The organism is Autumnicola psychrophila, from assembly GCF_031846645.1.
Classification (GTDB): Bacteria; Bacteroidota; Bacteroidia; order Flavobacteriales; family Flavobacteriaceae; genus Autumnicola; species Autumnicola psychrophila.
In genome coordinates, this window is the sequence record NZ_JAVRHN010000001.1 from 476,950 (window position 1) to 496,556 (window position 19,607).

Below are 19,607 nucleotides of genomic sequence, written 5' to 3' on the forward strand. Positions count from 1 at the left end.
AGGAAAATTCCTTCGAACAAAAATGTTAAAAATGTCAGGATGTTCTAAGAATTCCTCAAGGCTTTAATCAGCTCCTTTTTGCTCATTTTGCTCCTTCCCTCTACTCCTACTTTTTTGGCTTCTTCGTACAGATCTTCCTTACTTCGTTCTTCATATTTATCTGCTTCCCCTCCTTTTTCTCCTGAGTTTGGATCATTTGCTATACGCGCGGCTTTAGTTTTGCTCATGCCCTTATCACGTAATTTTTCATACTGCTCATCATTTTTTATCTGTGGTCCATGATCTTTTGCCATTATGCAGGTTTTAGAAGTTAGACTATTAAAGCTACAATAAAAGGTTGTTCTTCTTAAACAAATACTTTGGATTAACGCTGTTTTAACTCGGGTGACTTGGCTGTAACACCATGCTTTCGGTTTCATTTCAGTACTGCATAATTAAAACATTAAACAAACCTAAATATTTGTTAAATACGCAAATGGGTTAACGGACTCCCTTGTCATATCCTAAATTTATATTACAAATTTTTAATAATAATGAAAATAAAGAAGAAAATATTATTAATTGAATTGCTGGAAGAGCTAAGATCTGACAATCTTATAAATTGCCATTTCTACCAAAATGCCTACTTATCCTGTAACAAACTTTATGTGAAACACGTTTTTCTACGTCTTTGTAAGCAAAAGGAAACCTTTAATAAAGAGCTTGATAAGCTTATTAAAGAGCTACAACAGGAAGTTTATATTGTTAGTAACAATAACATTCCCAAATTCACCAGTCCGAAGAGAATCAAAAATAGCTCTCCGGCCTTTAAACTTTCGGGAAGACGAAACTTCTACGAAACTTTTAAACGTGAGACCAGGAGCTATGCAAAATATTTAGAATGTTTAGCCAAAGCAACCGATGGTAAGATAAGAGAAAAACTCATGTCTCACCGCCACAAAATTCATCTCACTCTTAAGGAAATGAATATCATGGGAATCAAAAAATATCCCATTGGATGGCTATAACAAACCTTCAAAACTCCCCATTTTTTCTATAGAAAGTCCTGAAGGTAATTACTTATAATATTGTAAGCCAAAACCTTGAAAAATTTTTATTTCATCTCAGTAGCTCCCTCTTTGGAGTGCTTCACGTCCGTTTTCACGTCTTTATCTTTCATTTCATCCGGAACCTGTTGTCCCACTGCTCCTTTTCCTATGGTAATCCCTCCATCTACAGAATAAACAGAACCTGTAACATAAGAAGCTTCATCTGAAACCAGGAATAGATATATGTTGGCAACTTCCTCTACAGTACCGCGCCTGCCCATTGGAGTCGCATTTACTATTGTTTTCTCCATTTCTTCATTCATAGGACCGGTTTCTTTATGTGTCCAGGCAGTATCTATGGCTCCCGGTGCAACAATATTTGCCCTCACGCCGTTTTTCGCCTGTTCGCCGGCAATTCCTTTGGTAAACGCGTGATTAAATGCTTTCGTTCCACCATAAACCGCCACTTCAGGAATTCCCAGAATTGCCGATTCTGATCCGGCAGATACAATACAACCTTTTGTTTTCTGCAATTCCGGTAAAGCATATTTTGTAAACATAAACGTGGTGCGGACGTTGTTCTTTATAAGATTATCAAATGCTTCTACAGAAAATTCATCTGCAGTATTGCTTTCAGGAAAAACACCGGCATTATTAATAAGAATGTCCAGTTTTTGCCATTTATCAATAACTATTTTTAGAGCTTCCTTCACATTTTCTTCGGAAGAAATATCTTTGTGAAAAGCTAAAGCCTCACCTCCTTTTTCCTCAATTTCTTTCACAACGGCATCTACAGGATTATCTGGCAGGCCAATAATAAGCACTTTTGCCCCCTCAACACAAAATCGTTTTGCTATTGCCTCTCCAATCCCTGTGGCGCCACCGGTTACAATCGCTGTTTTCTGTTCTAATCTTCCCATTATTCTTTTTTTAGTCTGGTTAATAAACATTTTACCTGAAATTACCACTTCAAATTCAGAATTTTAAAGGAAAACGGGTGATTATAATAAGTTTAATAGTTCTTTTAAAATTATGAATATTTCCTGTTTATACTTCCAAAAAACAGAAGCTTAAAGAGGTGCTGAAAATGGCAATTTTCGGTATTCAGTAAAAAAGAACACGCACAAACGAATATTAAAAAACTACTAATCTTAAAAGGTTTCCGTAGAAGACGCTATTCACTCTTCACTACTTACTTGCAAGAAAGAGAAGTGCTAAAAGTGGCAATTATTGACCTTAGAAATGCCAGGCTTGCGGCCAGAGAAAGATGGTTAAAAGTCCTACGGCAATAGAGAGTCCAAAAGCTATTGCAAGCCACTTAACAATTTTTCCGGTGCCGATTATTGCCGCCATAACTCCCTTAAAAAGTAAGTTTGACAGTGAAGCAAGCAGAATTAATTTCCAGCCGAGATTAGTTTCTAACTCGTCACCTTTAATCATTTGCGCCAGAGAAAGTGTGATCGCATCTACATCTGTTAATCCGCTTATAATTGCTACAATATACAATCCCCCGCTCCCAAACTGTTCTTTTGTAAAAGCAACAAGAAGTAAAATAAGTCCGTAGAGAAACCCAAAGATAAGAGCCGCTTTAAGTTGTGCCGGATTTTCCGGTTCGGGTAATTCTTCAGATTCATCATCTGATTTTATAGTGTAAAAAAGCCAGGCACAAATAATTCCCATTATAACAAAATTGAAAGCAATAGGCATAGCCAGCGCAGCAAATTCACCCGGAGCAACAACGAAAATCTCTATCAGTACCCTTGCAAGTGCTATAGCTGAAGCAGTTGTTATCACAAAAACGGCAACTTTTGCAATATTGGGAGCCTGTTTTTGTTTGCGTGCAAAACTAACTGTCGTAGCTGTACTACTTATTAATCCCCCCAGAATTCCGTTGGAAATAACTCCGGAATCTTTACCTACAAATTTATAAATGAAATAACCAACAACGCTCAGTCCCACAATAAAAACCACCATTAACCAGATATTGTGCGGATTCAGTACATCATAAGGACCATACGTCTGGTCTGGCAGTATAGGCAGGATGATAAGTGAAATCCCTGCGAGGGTCATAATCGCCGAAATATCTGAATCTTTTAATTTGTCAATGAAACTGTGCAAACGAGCTTTTGCGTAAAGGAGCATTGTTAACAACCCACCGGCAACAACGCCAATTACACGATCTCCCAGCACCAGGTAGGCACCAATGGCAAACATAAGCAGAATGGCAACTTCTGTAGTTTTTCCAGGATCTGCTTCAGATTTCCCGCTTTTTCCTCCTGCATAAATAAGTACAGCCAGGGAAAGTCCCAATGCAGGCAGAATAAATTGATTTCCCATATCCCGGGTCAGGAATCCTGCAACAGTACCAAGAATGGCGATTAATGTAAAAGTACGAACCCCGGCAATGCGCTGCTGGGAATGTTCACGTTGCAAGCCAACAAGCATTCCCAGTCCCAGTGCAATTCCTAATATTGTTAGATCTTCATAATTCATAGAATACATGAAAATACGTAATATGAGAGATTATCGCATATCCCTTTTCAGGAAATTAACACTTACCTGATTTCTTCCGAAGTTAAGATTGCCAGGGTATCATCACGATTTTCTTCAGTATTAAAAGCACCTGTAGCGTTCTGAGTGTTTTCTTCCCGCACATCTTCAGCGTCTATAGTATGTCCTCCCAGGATGGGAGCCAGCACAAGACCAATTAGACAGGTAAGTTTGATAAGGATGTTCATAGATGGTCCTGAAGTATCTTTAAAAGGATCACCAACGGTATCTCCAGTTACGGCCGCTTTATGAGCATCAGATCCTTTATAGGTCATTTCACCATTAATCATTACTCCGGCTTCAAAGGATTTTTTTGCATTGTCCCATGCACCGCCGGCATTGTTTTGAAATATCGCCCAAAGTACTCCGCTCACGGTGACTCCCGCCATATATCCGCCCAGCATTTCGGCGATTAGTAAATTGTCATACCCGAATATCATTGGTAAAAAAGCGATTGCGACAGGAAACCCTATTGTCAAAATTCCTGGCAAAAGCATTTCTTTTAAAGCTGCATTGGTAGATATTTCAACACATTTATCGTATTCCGGTTTTGCGGTTCCCTCCAGAATACCCGGGATTTCCCTGAACTGTCTTCTCACCTCGTTTACCATTTGCATGGCAGCTTTTCCTACAGAACTCATCGCAAGCGCAGAGAATACCACAGGCACCATCCCGCCCACAAAAAGCATTGCGAGAACCGGAGCTTTAAAAATATTAATACCGTCAATTCGGGTAAAGGTGACATAAGCTGCAAAAAGAGCCAGAGAAGTTAAGGCTGCAGAAGCAATTGCAAAGCCTTTTCCTGTAGCAGCCGTGGTATTTCCCACGGAATCTAATATATCTGTTCTTTCTCTTACCTCTGCAGGGAGTTCGCTCATTTCAGCAATACCTCCGGCATTATCAGCAATTGGTCCAAAAGCATCGATAGCAAGCTGCATCGCCGTGGTCGCCATCATTGCTGAAGCTGCCATAGCCACACCATAAAATCCTGCCAGACCATAGGAGGCCCAGATTGCAGCAGCAAAGAGCAACACTGAAGAAAAAGTAGAAATCATTCCGGTGGAAAGGCCGGCAATAATATTAGTAGCTGCGCCGGTACTCGAGTTCTGAACGATAGATAGCACCGGTTTTTTTCCAAGACCGGTATAATATTCAGTAAAAGCAGAAATAAGACCTCCAACTCCAATTCCCACTAAAGTAGCATAAAATACGCGCATGGCCGGAATGGTAACATAATTGAAACCTTCGCTACCACCAACAAAAAATCCCATCTTCATAGTTGTTTCAGGAAGCATCCATTTTACAAGGAAGAAACTTGTAACTGCCACAAGTGCGATAGAAACCCAGTTTCCGATATTCAGCGCTCTTTGCACTTCATTTTCTTTTGCTGCATTGTCTTTAATTTTTACAAGTAAAGTTCCAATAATTGAAATTATAATTCCGGCACCGGCAATAGCAATCGGAAGCAAAATCGGTCCAATTCCGCCGAAACCTTCTGAGGTAATATCACCACCCATATCTTCTATAATATAATTTCCCAGCACCATTGCAGCAAGCACTGTTGCAACATAGCTTCCGAAGAGATCGGCTCCCATTCCAGCAACATCGCCCACATTGTCACCAACATTATCTGCAATAGTAGCGGGGTTTCTCGGGTCGTCTTCAGGGATCCCAGCTTCTACCTTGCCAACCAGATCGGCACCTACATCGGCCGCTTTAGTATAAATTCCACCACCAACACGTGCAAAAAGTGCAATAGATTCTGCTCCCAGGGAAAAGCCGGCAAGGGTTTCCAGTACAACCGTCATTTGTGCAGTATTTGTCCATTCGCCACCCATAAAATAATGAAAAAAGAAAATGAAAAATGCACTAAGACCAAGAACAGCAAGGCCTGCAACCCCCAAACCCATTACGGTGCCTCCACCAAAAGAAACTTTTAAAGCTTGTGGAAGACTGGTACGTGCTGCCTGGGTGGTTCTAACATTGGTTTGGGTTGCGATTTTCATCCCCATATTTCCTGCAAGGGCAGAAAAGAAAGCGCCAAAAATAAAAGCTACAATGATGAGCCAATGGGTAGTAGGTACCACAAAAGCAATAACGGCAAGAGCTATACTGGCACCAATAACAAAAATAGTAAGTAGCCTGTATTCTGCTTTCAAAAAAGCCAGAGCACCTTCGTAGATATGTGAGGAGATGTCCAGCATCTTACCGTCACCGGCATCCTGTCGCATGACCCAGGATCTTTTAAACCACATATACAATAGTCCCAAAATGGCCAATATTGCAGGCAAGTAAATCATCATTGCTCCCATATAACCTAAAGAATTTGTTAATATGGCTAAATGTAGTAAATCAATAACAATTAAAAAAGCAATAACTTTTTAAGGCTATTGCTTTTAATTATCTAATCTTTAGTAAAAAAAACTACGAATTATATACCGAACCTGCTTTTATCGCCATCGTATTCTTCAAAACGTTCAATACATTGTCTAATAATCTCACGTGCTTCCTCTGCATTTCCAAAATCACCAGTGTCCACTTTTTTCTTTTCAAGATCCTTATAAACTTTAAAAAAATGTTCAATTTCTTTAAGCATATGACCATTTAAATCAGAGAGGTCACTAAGTCTGTTCCAGATAGGATCAGAAACCGGTACACATATTATTTTTTCATCAGGTCCTTTTTCATCTGCCATATGGAAAACACCAATTGGCTTTACTTCCATTACAATACCGGGAAAAGTTGGCTCGGACACCAAAACCAGTACATCCAGAGGATCACTATCCAACGCCAGGGTATTAGGAATAAAACCATAATCTGCAGGATACATCATCGATGAGAAAATCATCCGGTCGTAACGTACCTTTTTCAGTTTAAAATCGTACTCGTATTTATTTCTACTCCCTTTCGGAATCTCTATTAATACATCAAAAGTTTCAGACATTCTTTTTCTATTTTTTTCAAGTTTTAAAGGCCGTAAATATAAGTAATTCAGACTTTATTTAATGTTATTTAAAGGGTAAAGCCTTAGCAGCTTAACAAAATAATGGATCATAACTTTTTGGATCACAACCAGGAGCAACAATACACGGAAGAAACTTTCTTATAATTTTCTTGAAAAACAAAAACTCCACCGGGCTATGGTGAAGTTTTAGTAAACTCATTAAAACCTTCTGTCTTATTTATAAAGCACCTTCTTGACAGCTTTTATCACATCGTCGCTATCTGGCAACCATTCTTTTAAAAGAACTGGAGAATAAGGTGCAGGCGTATCTGCAGTATTTATTTTAATAATTGGTGCATCTAAATAATCAAATGCTTTTTCCTGAACCTGGTATGTAATTTCTGTAGATATATTTCCGAAAGGCCAGGATTCTTCAAGAATTACCAGACGGTTAGTTTTCTTAACAGACTCCAGAATTGTCTCATGATCCATTGGACGGATGGTCCTTAAATCAATAATTTCACAGGAAATATCTTCTTTTTCCAATTCTTCCGCAGCTTTATAAGCTTCTTTAATAATCTTTCCGAAGGAAACAATAGTAACATCAGTTCCTTCGCGCTTAATATCTGCTTTCCCAATTTCGATTACATATTCCTCTTCAGGAACCTCCCCTTTATCTCCATACATTTGTTCACTTTCCATGAAGATAACAGGATCATTATCGCGAATAGCCGCTTTAAGCAGCCCTTTTGCATCGTAAGGGTTAGAAGGAACTATTACCTTAAGTCCAGGAGTATTTGCATACCAGCTTTCAAAAGCCTGTGAGTGTGTTGCTCCTAATTGCCCGGCAGAACCCGTTGGCCCACGGAAAACAATAGGAATATTAAACTGTCCACCACTCATTTGACGCATTTTAGCAGCATTGTTTATAATCTGGTCAATTCCCACTAAAGAGAAATTGAAAGTCATAAATTCAATTATAGGGCGGTTACCATTCATTGCACTACCAACTCCAATCCCGGAGAAACCAAGTTCAGAAATAGGTGTATCAATAATTCGATCAGGACCAAACTCATCCAGCATACCTTTAGAAGCTTTGTAGGCTCCGTTATATTCTGCTACTTCCTCCCCCATAAGGTAAATGGTATCGTCTTTGCGCATCTCTTCGCTCATTGCCTGCTGAATGGCTTCCCTAAATTGAATTGTCTTCATTATAGTGTATTATGTTATTGTATAACTTGAAAGAACAAAAATAGTAATTCAATAAAGTTTTTACCATAATACCAGTACAAAAATTTCGAAGATTCCTTTAAATAATAAGAGGATAGCCTGAAACGTCAATTTTCGACCTGCGAGGATTAACCTATCCTATTCATTTTAAAGCTGTTCCCTGAAAATAAAAACTAAAGAAGCTTTAAATAACCAGAATTATAAAATTCATAAATTTATTATGCATGCATAGCATTTTTGAATTTAATTATGTACCTTCGTGAAAGAGCACAATTATTACTATAAAATTTAAATATATATGAAAATCTTAGTGTGTATTAGCCACGTACCTGATACTACATCAAAAATTAACTTCACTGATGGTGACAGCAAATTTGATACTAACGGAGTTCAGTTTGTAATTAATCCTAATGATGAGTTTGGGCTTACCCGCGCCATGTGGTTTAAAGAAAAACAAGGAGCCACCGTAGATGTGGTAAATGTTGGAGGAGCCGAAACAGAGCCTACTTTAAGAAAAGCACTTGCTATTGGTGCCGACTCTGCCATACGCGTTAATACCAGTGCGCTGGATGGTTTTCAGGTAGCCAAAGAGCTTGCAAAAGTAGCGAAAGATGGTGAGTATGATCTTATAATTGCCGGTCGTGAATCTATCGATTATAATGGTGGAATGGTACCGGGAATGCTTGCCACACTTCTTAAAGCCAATTTTGTAAACAATTGCATTGGTTTAGAAATTGAAGGCGAAAAAGCAAAGGCTATTCGTGAAATTGAAGGTGGTAAAGAGACTTTAACTGCATCTTTGCCTTTGATTATAGGAGGTCAAAAAGGTCTTGTTGAAGAGAGCGACCTTAAAATCCCAAATATGAGAGGGATTATGCAGGCTCGAAAAAAACAATTGAATGTGATAGAGCCCAGTGAACCTGAAACTAAAACAGAAACGGTGAAGTTTGAAAAACCGGCACCTAAAGGAAATGTAAAGATGATTGATCCCGAAAATCTTGATGAGCTCATAGATTTACTTCACAACGAAGCTAAGGTGATCTGATTTTTTACTACTGTTTTTAAATCAGGAAATAAATGTAAATGATTTTCGCCCAGGCGGAAGGATAAAAAAATAAAAACATGTCAGTTTTAGTATATATAGAATCAGAAGAAGGAAAATTTAAAAAAGCATCCTTTGAAGTAGCCTCTTACGCAAAAGAAGTCGCCGATAAAACAGGAACATCAGTAACTGCGGTCACTTTTAATGTGCAGGATACTTCAGAATTAGGGAAATATGGTGTAGACAAGGTTTTGGATATTTCCGACGATAAACTTTCTAAATTTAACGCTGAGGCTTATGCTGATGCATTAAAACAGGCCGCAGAAAAGGAAGATTCCAAAGTAATTGTACTCTCACAAAGCTCCAACAGTAAATATTTAGCACCCATTCTCGCTGTACAGATGGAGGCAGGTTACGCTTCTAATGTTGTGGCACTTCCTGAAAGCACAGACCCTTTTACCGTAAAGCGAACAGCCTTTACAAATAAAGCTTTCAGTTTTACTAAGATTAGTACTGATGTAAAGGTAATTGGAGTTTCGAAAAATGCCTTCGGTATTAAAGAACACCAGGGAGATGCGCAGAAAGAAGACTTTTCTCCAAGTCTCTCTGATGAGGATTTCACGGTGAATGTTGAATCTGTAGATAAAGCAACAGACAAAGTAACCATAGCAGATGCCGAAATTGTAGTTTCCGGAGGACGCGGACTTAAAGGTCCTGAGAATTGGGGAATGATTGAAGAAATGGCTGAAATTTTAGGAGCCGCTACTGCCTGTTCAAAACCGGTAAGTGATATGGGATGGAGACCGCATGGCGAGCATGTTGGACAAACAGGGAAGCCTGTAGCCTCCAACCTTTACATAGCAGTGGGAATCTCCGGAGCGATCCAGCACCTTGCAGGAATTAATGCCGCCAAGACTAAAGTAGTAATTAACAACGATCCTGAAGCTCCTTTCTTCAAGGCTGCAGACTATGGAATTGTAGGTGACGCTTTCGAGATCGTCCCTAGGCTCAACGAAAAATTGAAGGAATTTAAAGATAAAAACGCATAATTTTTATAACTTGCGCCCCATTAAAAGGGCTGTCTAATGTCCTTATTTAGACAGCCCTTTTTCAATTTTTGGAATATGAGTTTAGTGCGCCTTAACATTAAAGGAATTTCTTACAGTCAAACCCAAAACGGAGCTTACGCTTTAATACTTAGCGAAGTGGACGGAGAAAGAAAACTGCCTATAGTTATCGGGGCTTTCGAGGCACAATCTATTGCTATTGCCCTGGAAAAAGAGATAAAACCTCCCAGACCTTTAACCCATGATCTTTTCCGCAATTTTGCGGAAAGGTTTTCTATTGTGGTAAAACAGGTAATTATTCACAAATTGGTAGACGGTGTTTTTTATTCCAGCCTTATTTGCGAACGTGATAAGATTGAGGAAATTATAGATGCCAGAACCAGTGATGCTATAGCCCTGGCTTTACGTTTTGAAGCCCCCATTTTTACTTACAAAAACATCCTCGACAAAGCCGGTATTTTCCTTAAAGGCGAAGAGCCGCAGCGAGGTCATTCTGCACGTAAAGAAGAAGAGGAAATCATTTCTGAAGAATTGCTTCCTGATGATATCGAAATAAAATCTGACGATACCAATTACAAAAAGTTATCGCTTTCAGAACTTAAAGATCTTTTATCACAGGCCGTGAACAGCGAAGATTATGAAAAGGCCGCACGTATAAGAGATGAAATTTCCAAACGTAAGTAAACGTGAATTTCAAGTTAATTACACGATTGCCAGATCTATTTCCGATAATTGCCATTTTTTCTTTTAAACTTTTTTCTAGATGAATAAGAGCTGGTCTATCCTGTTTTTAATGCTTTTTGGTATAACCACCGCATCTTCCCAGAGTATCACCAAAAGCTGGAAAATTAACCCGAATGAAGACACTACATCTTCTCCAAACGCAGCTTTTACTTCAGAAAATATCCTGAATTTATCAGAAGGAAGATTTAGCATTACAGAAGCTGGTATTAACGACACAATTGCTTCAGGTGATTTTATTTTTCAGAATAACGTCCTGGTTTTTTTCTACAACAAACCGAAAGATACCATTAGAAATTACCGCGTCACAAATTTGAGTGAAACAGCACTGGGAATTTCTGAAGGTGGTAACGAATATACCTTTCAGGAAAAGACAGAGACGATAAAAGAAGCAGTTCCGGCGCCAATGGCCAAAGAAATGATCCCAAGCGAAGGTCCTTCTTTTGGAAGCGTGACCCGCGGTGTACTGGGAATGATCGTGCTTTTAATAATTGCATTTCTTTTTAGTAGTAAAAGAAAAGCTATTAACTGGAAAACCATCGCGATTGGACTTGGAGCTCAGCTTTTACTGGCTGTAGGAGTATTAAGAATTACTTTTGTACAGCGAATTTTTGAATTTGTAGGAAATATTTTTGTCTTAATCCTGGATTTTACCGCCGCGGGAAGTGAATTCCTTCTTGGGGGAATGATGGACGTAGACAGCTTTGGGTTTATATTCCTGTTCCAGGTATTGCCTACCATAATCTTCTTTTCCGCACTTACTTCTGTGCTTTTTTATTTGGGAATTATTCAGTTTGTCGTTAAAGGAATGGCCTGGGTACTCACAAAATTAATGGGTATTTCCGGTCCTGAAAGTCTTAGTGTTGCCGGAAATATTTTCCTGGGACAAACAGAAGCCCCGCTTATGATCAAGGCTTATTTGGAAAGAATGACCCGCTCTGAAATATTGCTGGTAATGATTGGTGGAATGGCTACGGTAGCCGGTGGAGTACTTGCTGCTTACATCGGGTTTTTGGGAGGAGATGACCCTGTACTAAGGCTTCAGTTTGCCAAGCATTTACTTGCTGCCTCTGTAATGGCCGCTCCCGGCGCTATAGTAATTTCAAAAATATTGTATCCGCAGCAGGAAGCTGTAAATTCCGATGTAGAGGTTTCTTCAGAAAAAATAGGTTCCAATATACTGGATGCCATTGCCAACGGTACTACAGAAGGTCTTAAGCTGGCAGCCAATGTCGCTGCAATGCTTCTCGTTTTTATCGCTTTTATTGCAATGATAAATTATGTTCTGGGCTGGATTGGAGGATGGACGCACCTCAACACGCTTATGGCAGAATATACTCCTTACGGAAAATTTTCCCTTGAGTCGATAATGGGATTAATCTTTGCACCGCTTATGTGGGTAATTGGCGTGGCAAAAGAAGATATGATGTTGATGGGACAGTTGCTAGGAATCAAACTTGCCGCCAGTGAATTTGTAGGTTACGTACAATTGGCAGATCTTAAAAATCCTGCCAACCCACTTAGTCTTACTTATGAAAAGTCAGTAATTATGGCGACCTATATGCTATGCGGATTCGCAAATTTTGCATCTATAGGAATACAGATCGGCGGGATAGGCTCCCTTGCTCCCGGACAGAGAAAATTACTTTCTGAATTTGGTATGAAAGCGCTTATAGGGGGAACGTTAGCTTCTTTGCTTTCAGCGACTATTGCTGGAATGATTTTGGGATAAGCAGAAAAACTCTGGACTCTTCCAATCTTTTTAAATTCGAATTACTACTGGCTTTTCCTGAAAGAGAGGAGAGAGGAAAAACATTTAGAAATCAGATCGAAAATTAGCATTTATGAAGCCTCACAGGAAAGTATTAAAATTCAGGTTTTTCCTCAGGTTTAAATTGATATCCACTATGTAAACCTTCAAGGTCGAAAATTGACAATTTTGAGGCAGCACTGGGAGAAACAGATCTAATTCCATATTTTTAGAAACTGTTATATAGAAGAAAAATTTATGAAACAATATCACGATTTACTAGAACATGTACTGAAGAATGGCGCTGAAAAAGGTGATCGTACGGGAACAGGAACCAAGAGTGTTTTTGGTTACCAGATGCGGTTTGACCTTAATGAGGGTTTCCCAATGGTCACCACAAAAAAACTGCATTTAAAATCTATAATTTATGAGTTACTCTGGTTTTTAAAGGGTGATACTAATGTGAAGTACCTTCAGGAAAACGGGGTACGCATCTGGAATGAATGGGCAGATGAAAACGGAGATCTGGGACCTGTATATGGTCACCAGTGGCGCAATTGGAATGACGAGGAAATAGACCAGATAAAAGAAGTGATCCATAGTTTAAAAAATAACCCGAACAGCAGGAGAATGTTAGTTACCGCCTGGAATCCTTCTGTTCTTCCCGATACTTCAAAATCTTTTTCTGAAAATGTTCAGAACGGAAAAGCGGCACTTCCGCCATGTCATGCTTTTTTTCAGTTTTATGTAGCAGATGGTAAACTATCCTGTCAGCTTTATCAGAGAAGTGCAGATATTTTTTTGGGAGTTCCCTTTAATATTGCTTCCTATGCACTATTTACTATGATGGTGGCGCAGGTATGTGATTTAAAGCCGGGAGAATTCATCCATACTTTTGGAGATGCCCATATCTACAGCAATCATATGGAGCAGGTACAGTTGCAATTATCGCGGGAAACCCGAAAATTGCCAAAAATGAAGCTTAACCCTGAAATCAAAGATATTTTTGAATTTAAGTTTGAAGATTTTATATTAGAGGATTATAATCCGCATCCTGCCATAAAAGGCAAGGTTGCCGTCTAAAATCAAATTAATTTAAAATTTATTTATCATGAAAAAGTTACTGGTTATCGCATGCTTATTAATTGGAGGAATCAGCGCTGCACAAGCGCAGCAAACGTCTCCTGTATGGCCCGGCTGTGAAGGCAGTGAAGACGTAAAAACATGTTTTAACAAACAACTCTCGCAACACGTTAGGGAAAATTACGAATATCCAAAAAATGATGCCGGAGAATACGTTCGCGGAAAAGTCACCGTGTCTTTTACTGTAGATGAAGAAGGAAAGGTCGTTATTAACTCTGTTGAAGGACCAAAGCCAGAGGTAAATCAGGCTGCCAGAGAAATGCTTGAAAAAATACCTGACATGGAACCCGGAACTTTAGAAGGCGAACCCGATGACAGGAAGTTTACAATTCCGTTTAACTTCTAATGTAATGCCCCAAACATTACCATAACAAATTTTTGTATGAAAAAGATATTAGTAGTTCTCCTGCTGTTCACTGCATCCATGGGTTTTGCCCAGGAAGGCATTAAAGTTGATGGAAACACCATTACTGTTAAAGAATCGGCCCCTGTTTGGCCGGGATGCGAAGACAGTGAAGATAAAAAGGAATGTTTTAATCAAAACCTTATGCAGCACATAAAGGAGAACTACAAATATCCCAGGAACGAAGCAGGAGATTTTATACGAGGAAAGGCTACTATAGCACTTGCTATCGATGAAGAAGGGATTGTCGTTGTACGTTCTGTAAAAGGCGAAAATAGCCAAATTAATAAGGCCGCTGAAGTGATGATCAAAAAAATTCCGAAGATGCAGCCTGGAATGAGAGGTGGAAAACCTACATCGATTAAATACACTATCCCTCTCACTCTGTAATTCGGAAGTAACCGTTATTTCCTTTATTCTCCTATTTCCTTTTAAGTCTAAAACTACATTAGAATCCTGTCTACTGCTATTTGGTAATGATATCTTCCTGATGCAAAAAATCACCGCCCACGAATAGCTCTTTTCTCTAAACTTAATGAAGCAACCTGACACGGCGTACTTTAACTTCTCGTTAACTAGCGTTTGTTTCGGTCATTAACAAAAAAGTGTAAATTTGAAAAGCACCTTATAACGTGCTGTTTTTATGCTTTCACAACAAGATTTACTATTTTTATTTACTGAAACCAGAGCTCAATCAGAATTAATCTGTTCTTTCCTGGAAATCGAAGATTACGTGGTGCAGCCGAGAGAAAATGTCTCTCCTCCAAAATGGCATTTAGGCCATACCACTTGGTTTTTTGAAGAATTTGTATTAAAAGATCACAATAAAGATTACGAGCTCTACGATAAAAATTCGGCTTACGTATTCAACAGTTATTACGAAAGTGTTGGGGAGAAAGTAGTAAGAACAGACCGCGGGAACCTGTCCAGGCCCACCGTAGCATGGGTATATGCCTACAGAAATTATGTCACAAAAGCGATAATTAATTTTCTTGAGCAAACTGAAATATCGAAAGAACTGTGCGGCATTTTAGAAATTGGATGTCACCATGAAAAACAACATCAGGAATTACTTTTAACGGATATCAAATTTATCCTGGGTAATAATCCGTTGCTCCCAGTCTATAACAAGCAATTTGAAGAAAACCCTATTGAGGACTTTGAAGCTGAATGGTTAAAAATTGAAGAAGGTGTCTACGAAGTCGGCCATCAATCCAATGACTTTTGTTATGATAACGAACTAGGAGTTCATAAGACTTACCTTCAGAATTTTGAAATATCCACAAAACTGGTGACCAACAGGGAATATCTCGAGTTTATGGAAGATGGAGGTTATGAAGATGTTTTGTTATGGCACGCCGAAGGATGGGACTGGAAGAATAGTAATAAAATAAGTTCTCCTCTTTACTGGCATAAAATTAACGGAGAGTGGCATCAATATACCCTTAGCGGATTAATCCGCTTAATTCCTGATGCTCCTGTTAACCACATTTCCTATTTCGAAGCTTTTGCATACGCACAGTGGAAAGAAGCGCGCTTACCCACAGAAGCCGAATGGGAGATTGCCCAGAAGCAATTTAAGTGGGGCACTCGTTGGGAATGGACTGAGAGTGCTTATTCGCCTTACCCCGGCTTTAAGACTGCAGCAGGTGCTTTGGGAGAATACAATGGAAAATTTATGGTAAACCAGAAAGTACTAAGGGGAAGTTCTGTAGCCACTTCAGAAAAACATGCCCGCCATACGTACAGAAACTTTTTCCAACCAGAACTTCGCTGGCAATTTACAAGCCTGAGATTGGCAAAATAATTGAATTACAAATGAAGCCCATAACAATATTTAAGTCTGCATTCGAGGAAGACACCTATAAAGGACTTAACAGTTATCCAAAATATTTACTGTCAAAATATATCTATGACGAGAAAGGAGATAAGCTTTTTCAGAAAATAATGGATATGTCTGAATATTATCTCACCGAATGTGAAACCGAAATTTTTAAAGAAAATACTTCGGCAATTGCTGACTCCTTTAATGGCCCTGAAGGATTTGACCTGATAGAACTTGGTGCCGGTGATGGCAAGAAAACAAAGATTCTATTACGCCATTTAGCCTCAAAAAAATACGATTTCACTTATCAACCTGTGGATATCAGCCAGAATGTTCTGGATGAATTAAAAGCCTCCCTCCTGAAGGAACTACCAGAAGTCGAGGTGAAAACGCAGCAAGGCACTTATTTTAAAACCCTGGAACGCTTATCAGACTATAATGCACGGAAAAAAGTGATTCTTGTTTTAGGTTCCAACATTGGTAATTTGTTGCATAAAGATGCAATAGATTTTCTTAAGAACATAAAGTCTTCCATGAATACAGAGGACATGCTCTTTATGGGTTTTGATCAGAAAAAAAGTCCACAGAAAATTCTGGATGCGTATAATGATCCTGCCGGAATAACAGAAGCATTTAACAAAAATCTCCTAAACAGGATAAATCAGGAGTTAGATGCAGATTTTGACCTGGACTCCTTTCTACATTGGGAAACTTACGATCCCGAAACAGGAACCGCAAAGAGTTTTCTGGTTAGTAAAATACAACAGGAAGTAAACATCAAAAAGCTGGATTTCACTGTACATTTTAAGGCCTGGGAAACTATACATACCGAAATTTCTCAAAAGTATGACGATGAAGTGGTGGAGTGGCTCGCAGACGAATCTGGCTTAAGGATTGAGGATTCTTTTACCGATAGTAAACAATTTTATAAGAATTATGTTTTCAGGAAAGATTAAAATCTATTAAAAAGCACGTTTTCCTGACGCAACCATTTGCTGTGACATTCATCTAATTAGCAGTACGACTAAAAATTTAAGATGAAAAAAACACATTTACTATTCGCCTTTACCTTCTTTTTCTTATCATGCGAAGATGATTGTGAGGACATAGCCTGTTTCACACCTCCCGAACCTTTTAGCTTTGAGTTTGTAGATGCCACTTCCGGCGAAAACATTTTTACCAACGGCACTTTTCAAGAAGAAGATATTTCTATAATAAACCAGGCTGACGATTCTAATATAGAAGTTAATTTTATTTCTGAAAACGACTATAATATTCTTCAAATTGGATCAATAGGATGGCAATCTGAAGATGCTGATTACTTAATTGAAGTAGGAGAAGATATATCTTTTAATCTATTGATAGATGCGGAAAGAACTAACGAAGATTGTTGCACATTTACCAGAATAAATAATGTGGAAATAGAAGGTGAAGAGTATGAAAAAGATGCAGAAACCGGATTATACCGAATTTTAACAGAACAAAATTAAAGCCTATGAAAGCTGTCTGGAAAAATAAAATTATCGCAGAAAGTGATGAAACCAGGATTGTAGAGAACAATCATTATTTCCCAATGTCTGCGGTTAAGCAGGAATTTTTAGTAAATAGCGACACCCATACGCGCTGCCCATGGAAAGGCAAAGCTTCCTACTTTCATATTAAAGTAGGAGCAGAAAAGAATGAAGATGCCGCCTGGTTTTATCCATCGCCCAGCAAGGCAGCAAAACCTATTGAAAATTATGTAGCATTCTGGAAAGGAGTTTTGATCACGGAATAATCTTCAACACTAAATTGCTGTAAAATAAACCTACCGGGATACCAGGACCTGATATACTTACACTTCCAGCACACTATTTTCTGCTGCTGCAAAATCGTTCCAGTTAAAACGATCTGCTTCAGTTTCGTTTACCCATTCCCCATCAACAAGATAACGGAACTCGTAAGCTTTATCCACAGAAAGGTTTAACTGACCTTTAAACGTACCATTTTTAAGCTTCTTTAATTCTGTTTTTTCCCAGGAGTTAAAATCTCCTGAAACTGCAACAGAAGAAGCTTCTTTAGCAGGCACATTAAAAGTCACCTTACACTCTGGTTTCGACTTTAAATATTGTTTAGTGATCGCCATAAATTCCAATTTATAAATTTTAGTAAAAATAGCAATTGAATTGATTTAATCCAGTGAAAATCTTCTTGTTGAATCAGTTTTGCGAAATTATAGGAAATCGTTTTTACATTTTACAAAAAATCGATTCAGAACCTTACTTTTTTAGAAATCACTAAACATTTTGTAAATCAAGGTCTGCCTTCTAGTGCAGCCAACAACTTTTCCACCTCTTCTATAGTGTTGAAATAATGCAAACTCACGCGAATACCATCACCTCTCTGTGAGGTAATTATATTCTTATTTCTCAGAAACTGAAATAATTTCTCATCCCCTTTTATGTTATAGATCGAAGAATGTTCCTTACGCTCTACCACAAGATCTTCCAGCAGGCCCATTTCGGAAAATTTTTCTTTTGAGAAATCCTTTAATTTCTGAATCTGTGCCTCGATTTTATCCATACCGGTTTTCTCAAGCAGTTTTAAGGCGACACTTAAACTTCCATAATTCAGGGTATCCTGATGTCCCGGTTCAAACTTGCCGATGAAATTCCCTTCATGTGCTTTATACTTTCCCTGCAGCGAGCCAAATCCCAGATGTTTAGGACTAATTTTTCCTTCCACGTTTTTATTAAAAAGAATAAAACCATTTCCATAACCACCATTCAGCCATTTGTAACTACTGCTTATTACCACATCAATTCCGGTAGAATCAAAATTAAAGCTTTCAGTTCCCAGAAACTGCGTACCATCAGCAACAAAAAGTGTGGCGGGAAATTCTTTTTTTAGATCTTTCAGAAAATTAACACTCAGCTTTACACCGTTTATATACTGTACAATACTAAAGGCAAAAATATCGGGTTGATGCTTTTTAAGCGCGGCTCTAATGTTTTCTTCCAGATGTGCGTCGATCTCTGCGTAAAAACAATTAAAATCCCGCGATTCCACAGGCCAGTTAATAGAAGGGTAGTCATTTTTGATCAGTAAGGCTTTCACAGGTTTTTCCAGGCCTTCCAACAAAGTATTGAATCCGTAGGAAAAATTAGGGACCAGTGCCACCCTCTCTGGTGCACATCGAAAAAATTTCCCAACCGTCTCCCTTACTTCGGTAAGAACCTCTCCCTGCTTTTCCTTTAAAATGCTCGCGGAAACAAGAAAATCCAGGTCGTGATCCTGCCGGAATTCAAAAACTTTTTCAGGCAAAAGACCTGAAGCTGCCGTGTTTAAATAAGTGTAATTTTTCAAAACCGGAAAGCCTTTTCGTAAATTATTCATAGGTGGCGGGAAATTCTTTTTTAAAAAATGTAAATTTGATATTACACTAAAGTACTTTTAATTATGCTTTCCAAAAAGAAAAACACCTCCAAACTGGACGCCGAAAACAGGGAACTCTATGAATATGCTCGTAAGCGTACCCTTCAGAAGAAAAGGCTTTTTCAGCATTTCGTGGTATTCCTGATCGGGGCGGTTTTTTTAATTGTTTTAAATGTGGTTATAGGGTATCAGGAAGAGTTTCAGCCTCTGGGCTATAACTGGTTTGTATGGGCGGTACTATTATGGGCACTGATCTTTCTTGTGCACTTTTTTAATGTGTTTGTAATACACACCTTTATGGGCAAGAAATGGCAGGACAGGCAAATGGAACTATTGGTGAAGAAACAGAAGGAAAAGATAGCCGAAATGCAGGGGAAAGTGGAAAAAGATTATCCTCTAAAAGAAGCAAAAGAAACCAGGAATAACCGCACTGATCCCGAGACGCCACGCAAACCTTACAATACTTAGAA

General features: G+C 38.7%; 21 protein-coding genes. 13 read left to right on the forward strand and 8 right to left on the reverse strand.

Features of this window, described 5'->3' with window-relative positions:
• Window positions 1-44: 44 nt before the first annotated feature.
• Window positions 45-293: a DUF7218 family protein gene (locus RM541_RS01915; protein WP_311498534.1), complete on the reverse strand. Its 249-nt coding sequence runs from the start codon at window positions 291-293 to the stop codon at window positions 45-47.
• 240 nt (window positions 294-533) lie between these two features.
• Between RM541_RS01915 and RM541_RS01920 the strand changes: the two genes are divergently transcribed.
• Window positions 534-1,007 carry a hypothetical protein gene (locus RM541_RS01920; RefSeq protein WP_311498535.1) on the forward strand — a complete coding sequence of 158 codons (474 nt, stop codon included), beginning with the start codon at window positions 534-536 and terminating at the stop codon, window positions 1,005-1,007.
• An 86-nt stretch (window positions 1,008-1,093) separates the two neighbouring features.
• On the opposite strand, the gene RM541_RS01925 is transcribed toward RM541_RS01920, so the two are convergent.
• The 5 genes from RM541_RS01925 to RM541_RS01945 form a co-directional block, all read right to left on the reverse strand.
• Window positions 1,094-1,948: an SDR family NAD(P)-dependent oxidoreductase gene (locus RM541_RS01925; RefSeq protein ID WP_311498536.1), complete on the reverse strand. Its 855-nt coding sequence runs from the start codon at window positions 1,946-1,948 to the stop codon at window positions 1,094-1,096.
• A 316-nt stretch (window positions 1,949-2,264) separates the two neighbouring features.
• Window positions 2,265-3,530, reverse strand: a complete 1,266-nt coding sequence (locus tag RM541_RS01930) for an MgtC/SapB family protein (RefSeq protein ID WP_311498537.1) — start codon at window positions 3,528-3,530, stop codon at window positions 2,265-2,267.
• Window positions 3,531-3,583: 53 nt separating this feature from the next.
• Complete coding sequence (locus RM541_RS01935; RefSeq protein WP_311498538.1) at window positions 3,584-5,890, reverse strand: sodium-translocating pyrophosphatase; 2,307 nt, start codon at window positions 5,888-5,890, stop codon at window positions 3,584-3,586.
• A 119-nt stretch (window positions 5,891-6,009) separates the two neighbouring features.
• Window positions 6,010-6,522 carry an inorganic diphosphatase gene (locus tag RM541_RS01940; RefSeq protein WP_311498539.1) on the reverse strand — a complete coding sequence of 171 codons (513 nt, stop codon included), beginning with the start codon at window positions 6,520-6,522 and terminating at the stop codon, window positions 6,010-6,012.
• A 234-nt stretch (window positions 6,523-6,756) separates the two neighbouring features.
• Window positions 6,757-7,734 (reverse strand): pyruvate dehydrogenase complex E1 component subunit beta, encoded by a 978-nt coding sequence (locus RM541_RS01945; RefSeq protein WP_311498540.1) that lies wholly within the window; start codon window positions 7,732-7,734, stop codon window positions 6,757-6,759.
• A 316-nt stretch (window positions 7,735-8,050) separates the two neighbouring features.
• On the opposite strand from RM541_RS01945, the gene RM541_RS01950 reads away from it, so the two are divergent.
• The 11 genes from RM541_RS01950 to RM541_RS02000 all read left to right on the forward strand — a co-directional run bounded on the left by RM541_RS01950 (window position 8,051) and on the right by RM541_RS02000 (window position 17,500).
• Window positions 8,051-8,797: an electron transfer flavoprotein subunit beta/FixA family protein gene (locus RM541_RS01950; RefSeq protein ID WP_311498541.1), complete on the forward strand. Its 747-nt coding sequence runs from the start codon at window positions 8,051-8,053 to the stop codon at window positions 8,795-8,797.
• A 77-nt stretch (window positions 8,798-8,874) separates the two neighbouring features.
• Window positions 8,875-9,843 carry an electron transfer flavoprotein subunit alpha/FixB family protein gene (locus RM541_RS01955; RefSeq protein ID WP_311498542.1) on the forward strand — a complete coding sequence of 323 codons (969 nt, stop codon included), beginning with the start codon at window positions 8,875-8,877 and terminating at the stop codon, window positions 9,841-9,843.
• Between the two features lie 75 nt (window positions 9,844-9,918).
• A complete protein-coding gene (locus tag RM541_RS01960; protein ID WP_311498543.1) occupies window positions 9,919-10,545 on the forward strand; it encodes a bifunctional nuclease family protein in 627 nt (208 codons plus the stop codon).
• A 79-nt stretch (window positions 10,546-10,624) separates the two neighbouring features.
• On the forward strand, window positions 10,625-12,334 hold the full coding sequence (locus RM541_RS01965; protein ID WP_311498544.1) for a NupC/NupG family nucleoside CNT transporter: 1,710 nt from the start codon (window positions 10,625-10,627) through the stop codon (window positions 12,332-12,334).
• A gap of 276 nt (window positions 12,335-12,610) precedes the next feature.
• On the forward strand, window positions 12,611-13,435 hold the full coding sequence (locus RM541_RS01970) for a thymidylate synthase (protein ID WP_311498545.1): 825 nt from the start codon (window positions 12,611-12,613) through the stop codon (window positions 13,433-13,435).
• A 28-nt stretch (window positions 13,436-13,463) separates the two neighbouring features.
• Window positions 13,464-13,841, forward strand: coding sequence for a TonB family protein (locus tag RM541_RS01975; protein WP_311498546.1), 378 nt, complete (start codon window positions 13,464-13,466; stop codon window positions 13,839-13,841).
• Window positions 13,842-13,877: 36 nt separating this feature from the next.
• Window positions 13,878-14,288 (forward strand): energy transducer TonB, encoded by a 411-nt coding sequence (locus RM541_RS01980; protein ID WP_311498547.1) that lies wholly within the window; start codon window positions 13,878-13,880, stop codon window positions 14,286-14,288.
• 253 nt (window positions 14,289-14,541) lie between these two features.
• Window positions 14,542-15,705 carry an ergothioneine biosynthesis protein EgtB gene (gene egtB, locus RM541_RS01985; RefSeq protein WP_311498548.1) on the forward strand — a complete coding sequence of 388 codons (1,164 nt, stop codon included), beginning with the start codon at window positions 14,542-14,544 and terminating at the stop codon, window positions 15,703-15,705.
• An 11-nt stretch (window positions 15,706-15,716) separates the two neighbouring features.
• The gene (locus RM541_RS01990) at window positions 15,717-16,679 is read left to right on the forward strand and encodes an L-histidine N(alpha)-methyltransferase (protein ID WP_311498549.1); all 963 of its coding nucleotides are present in this window, start codon (window positions 15,717-15,719) and stop codon (window positions 16,677-16,679) included.
• Between the two features lie 81 nt (window positions 16,680-16,760).
• Window positions 16,761-17,213: a hypothetical protein gene (locus RM541_RS01995; protein WP_311498550.1), complete on the forward strand. Its 453-nt coding sequence runs from the start codon at window positions 16,761-16,763 to the stop codon at window positions 17,211-17,213.
• 5 nt (window positions 17,214-17,218) lie between these two features.
• Window positions 17,219-17,500, forward strand: a complete 282-nt coding sequence (locus RM541_RS02000; RefSeq protein ID WP_311498551.1) for a DUF427 domain-containing protein — start codon at window positions 17,219-17,221, stop codon at window positions 17,498-17,500.
• A gap of 57 nt (window positions 17,501-17,557) precedes the next feature.
• Here the strand turns inward: RM541_RS02000 and RM541_RS02005 are convergent, their stop codons facing one another.
• Together RM541_RS02005 and RM541_RS02010 are read right to left on the reverse strand one after the other, a co-directional pair.
• Window positions 17,558-17,848, reverse strand: coding sequence for an isoamylase early set domain-containing protein (locus tag RM541_RS02005; RefSeq protein WP_311498552.1), 291 nt, complete (start codon window positions 17,846-17,848; stop codon window positions 17,558-17,560).
• Window positions 17,849-18,015: 167 nt separating this feature from the next.
• Window positions 18,016-19,098: an aminotransferase class V-fold PLP-dependent enzyme gene (locus RM541_RS02010; RefSeq protein ID WP_311498553.1), complete on the reverse strand. Its 1,083-nt coding sequence runs from the start codon at window positions 19,096-19,098 to the stop codon at window positions 18,016-18,018.
• Window positions 19,099-19,161: 63 nt separating this feature from the next.
• Between RM541_RS02010 and RM541_RS02015 the strand changes: the two genes are divergently transcribed.
• Window positions 19,162-19,605 (forward strand): 2TM domain-containing protein, encoded by a 444-nt coding sequence (locus tag RM541_RS02015; protein ID WP_311498554.1) that lies wholly within the window; start codon window positions 19,162-19,164, stop codon window positions 19,603-19,605.
• The last annotated feature ends 2 nt before the right edge of the window (window positions 19,606-19,607 follow it).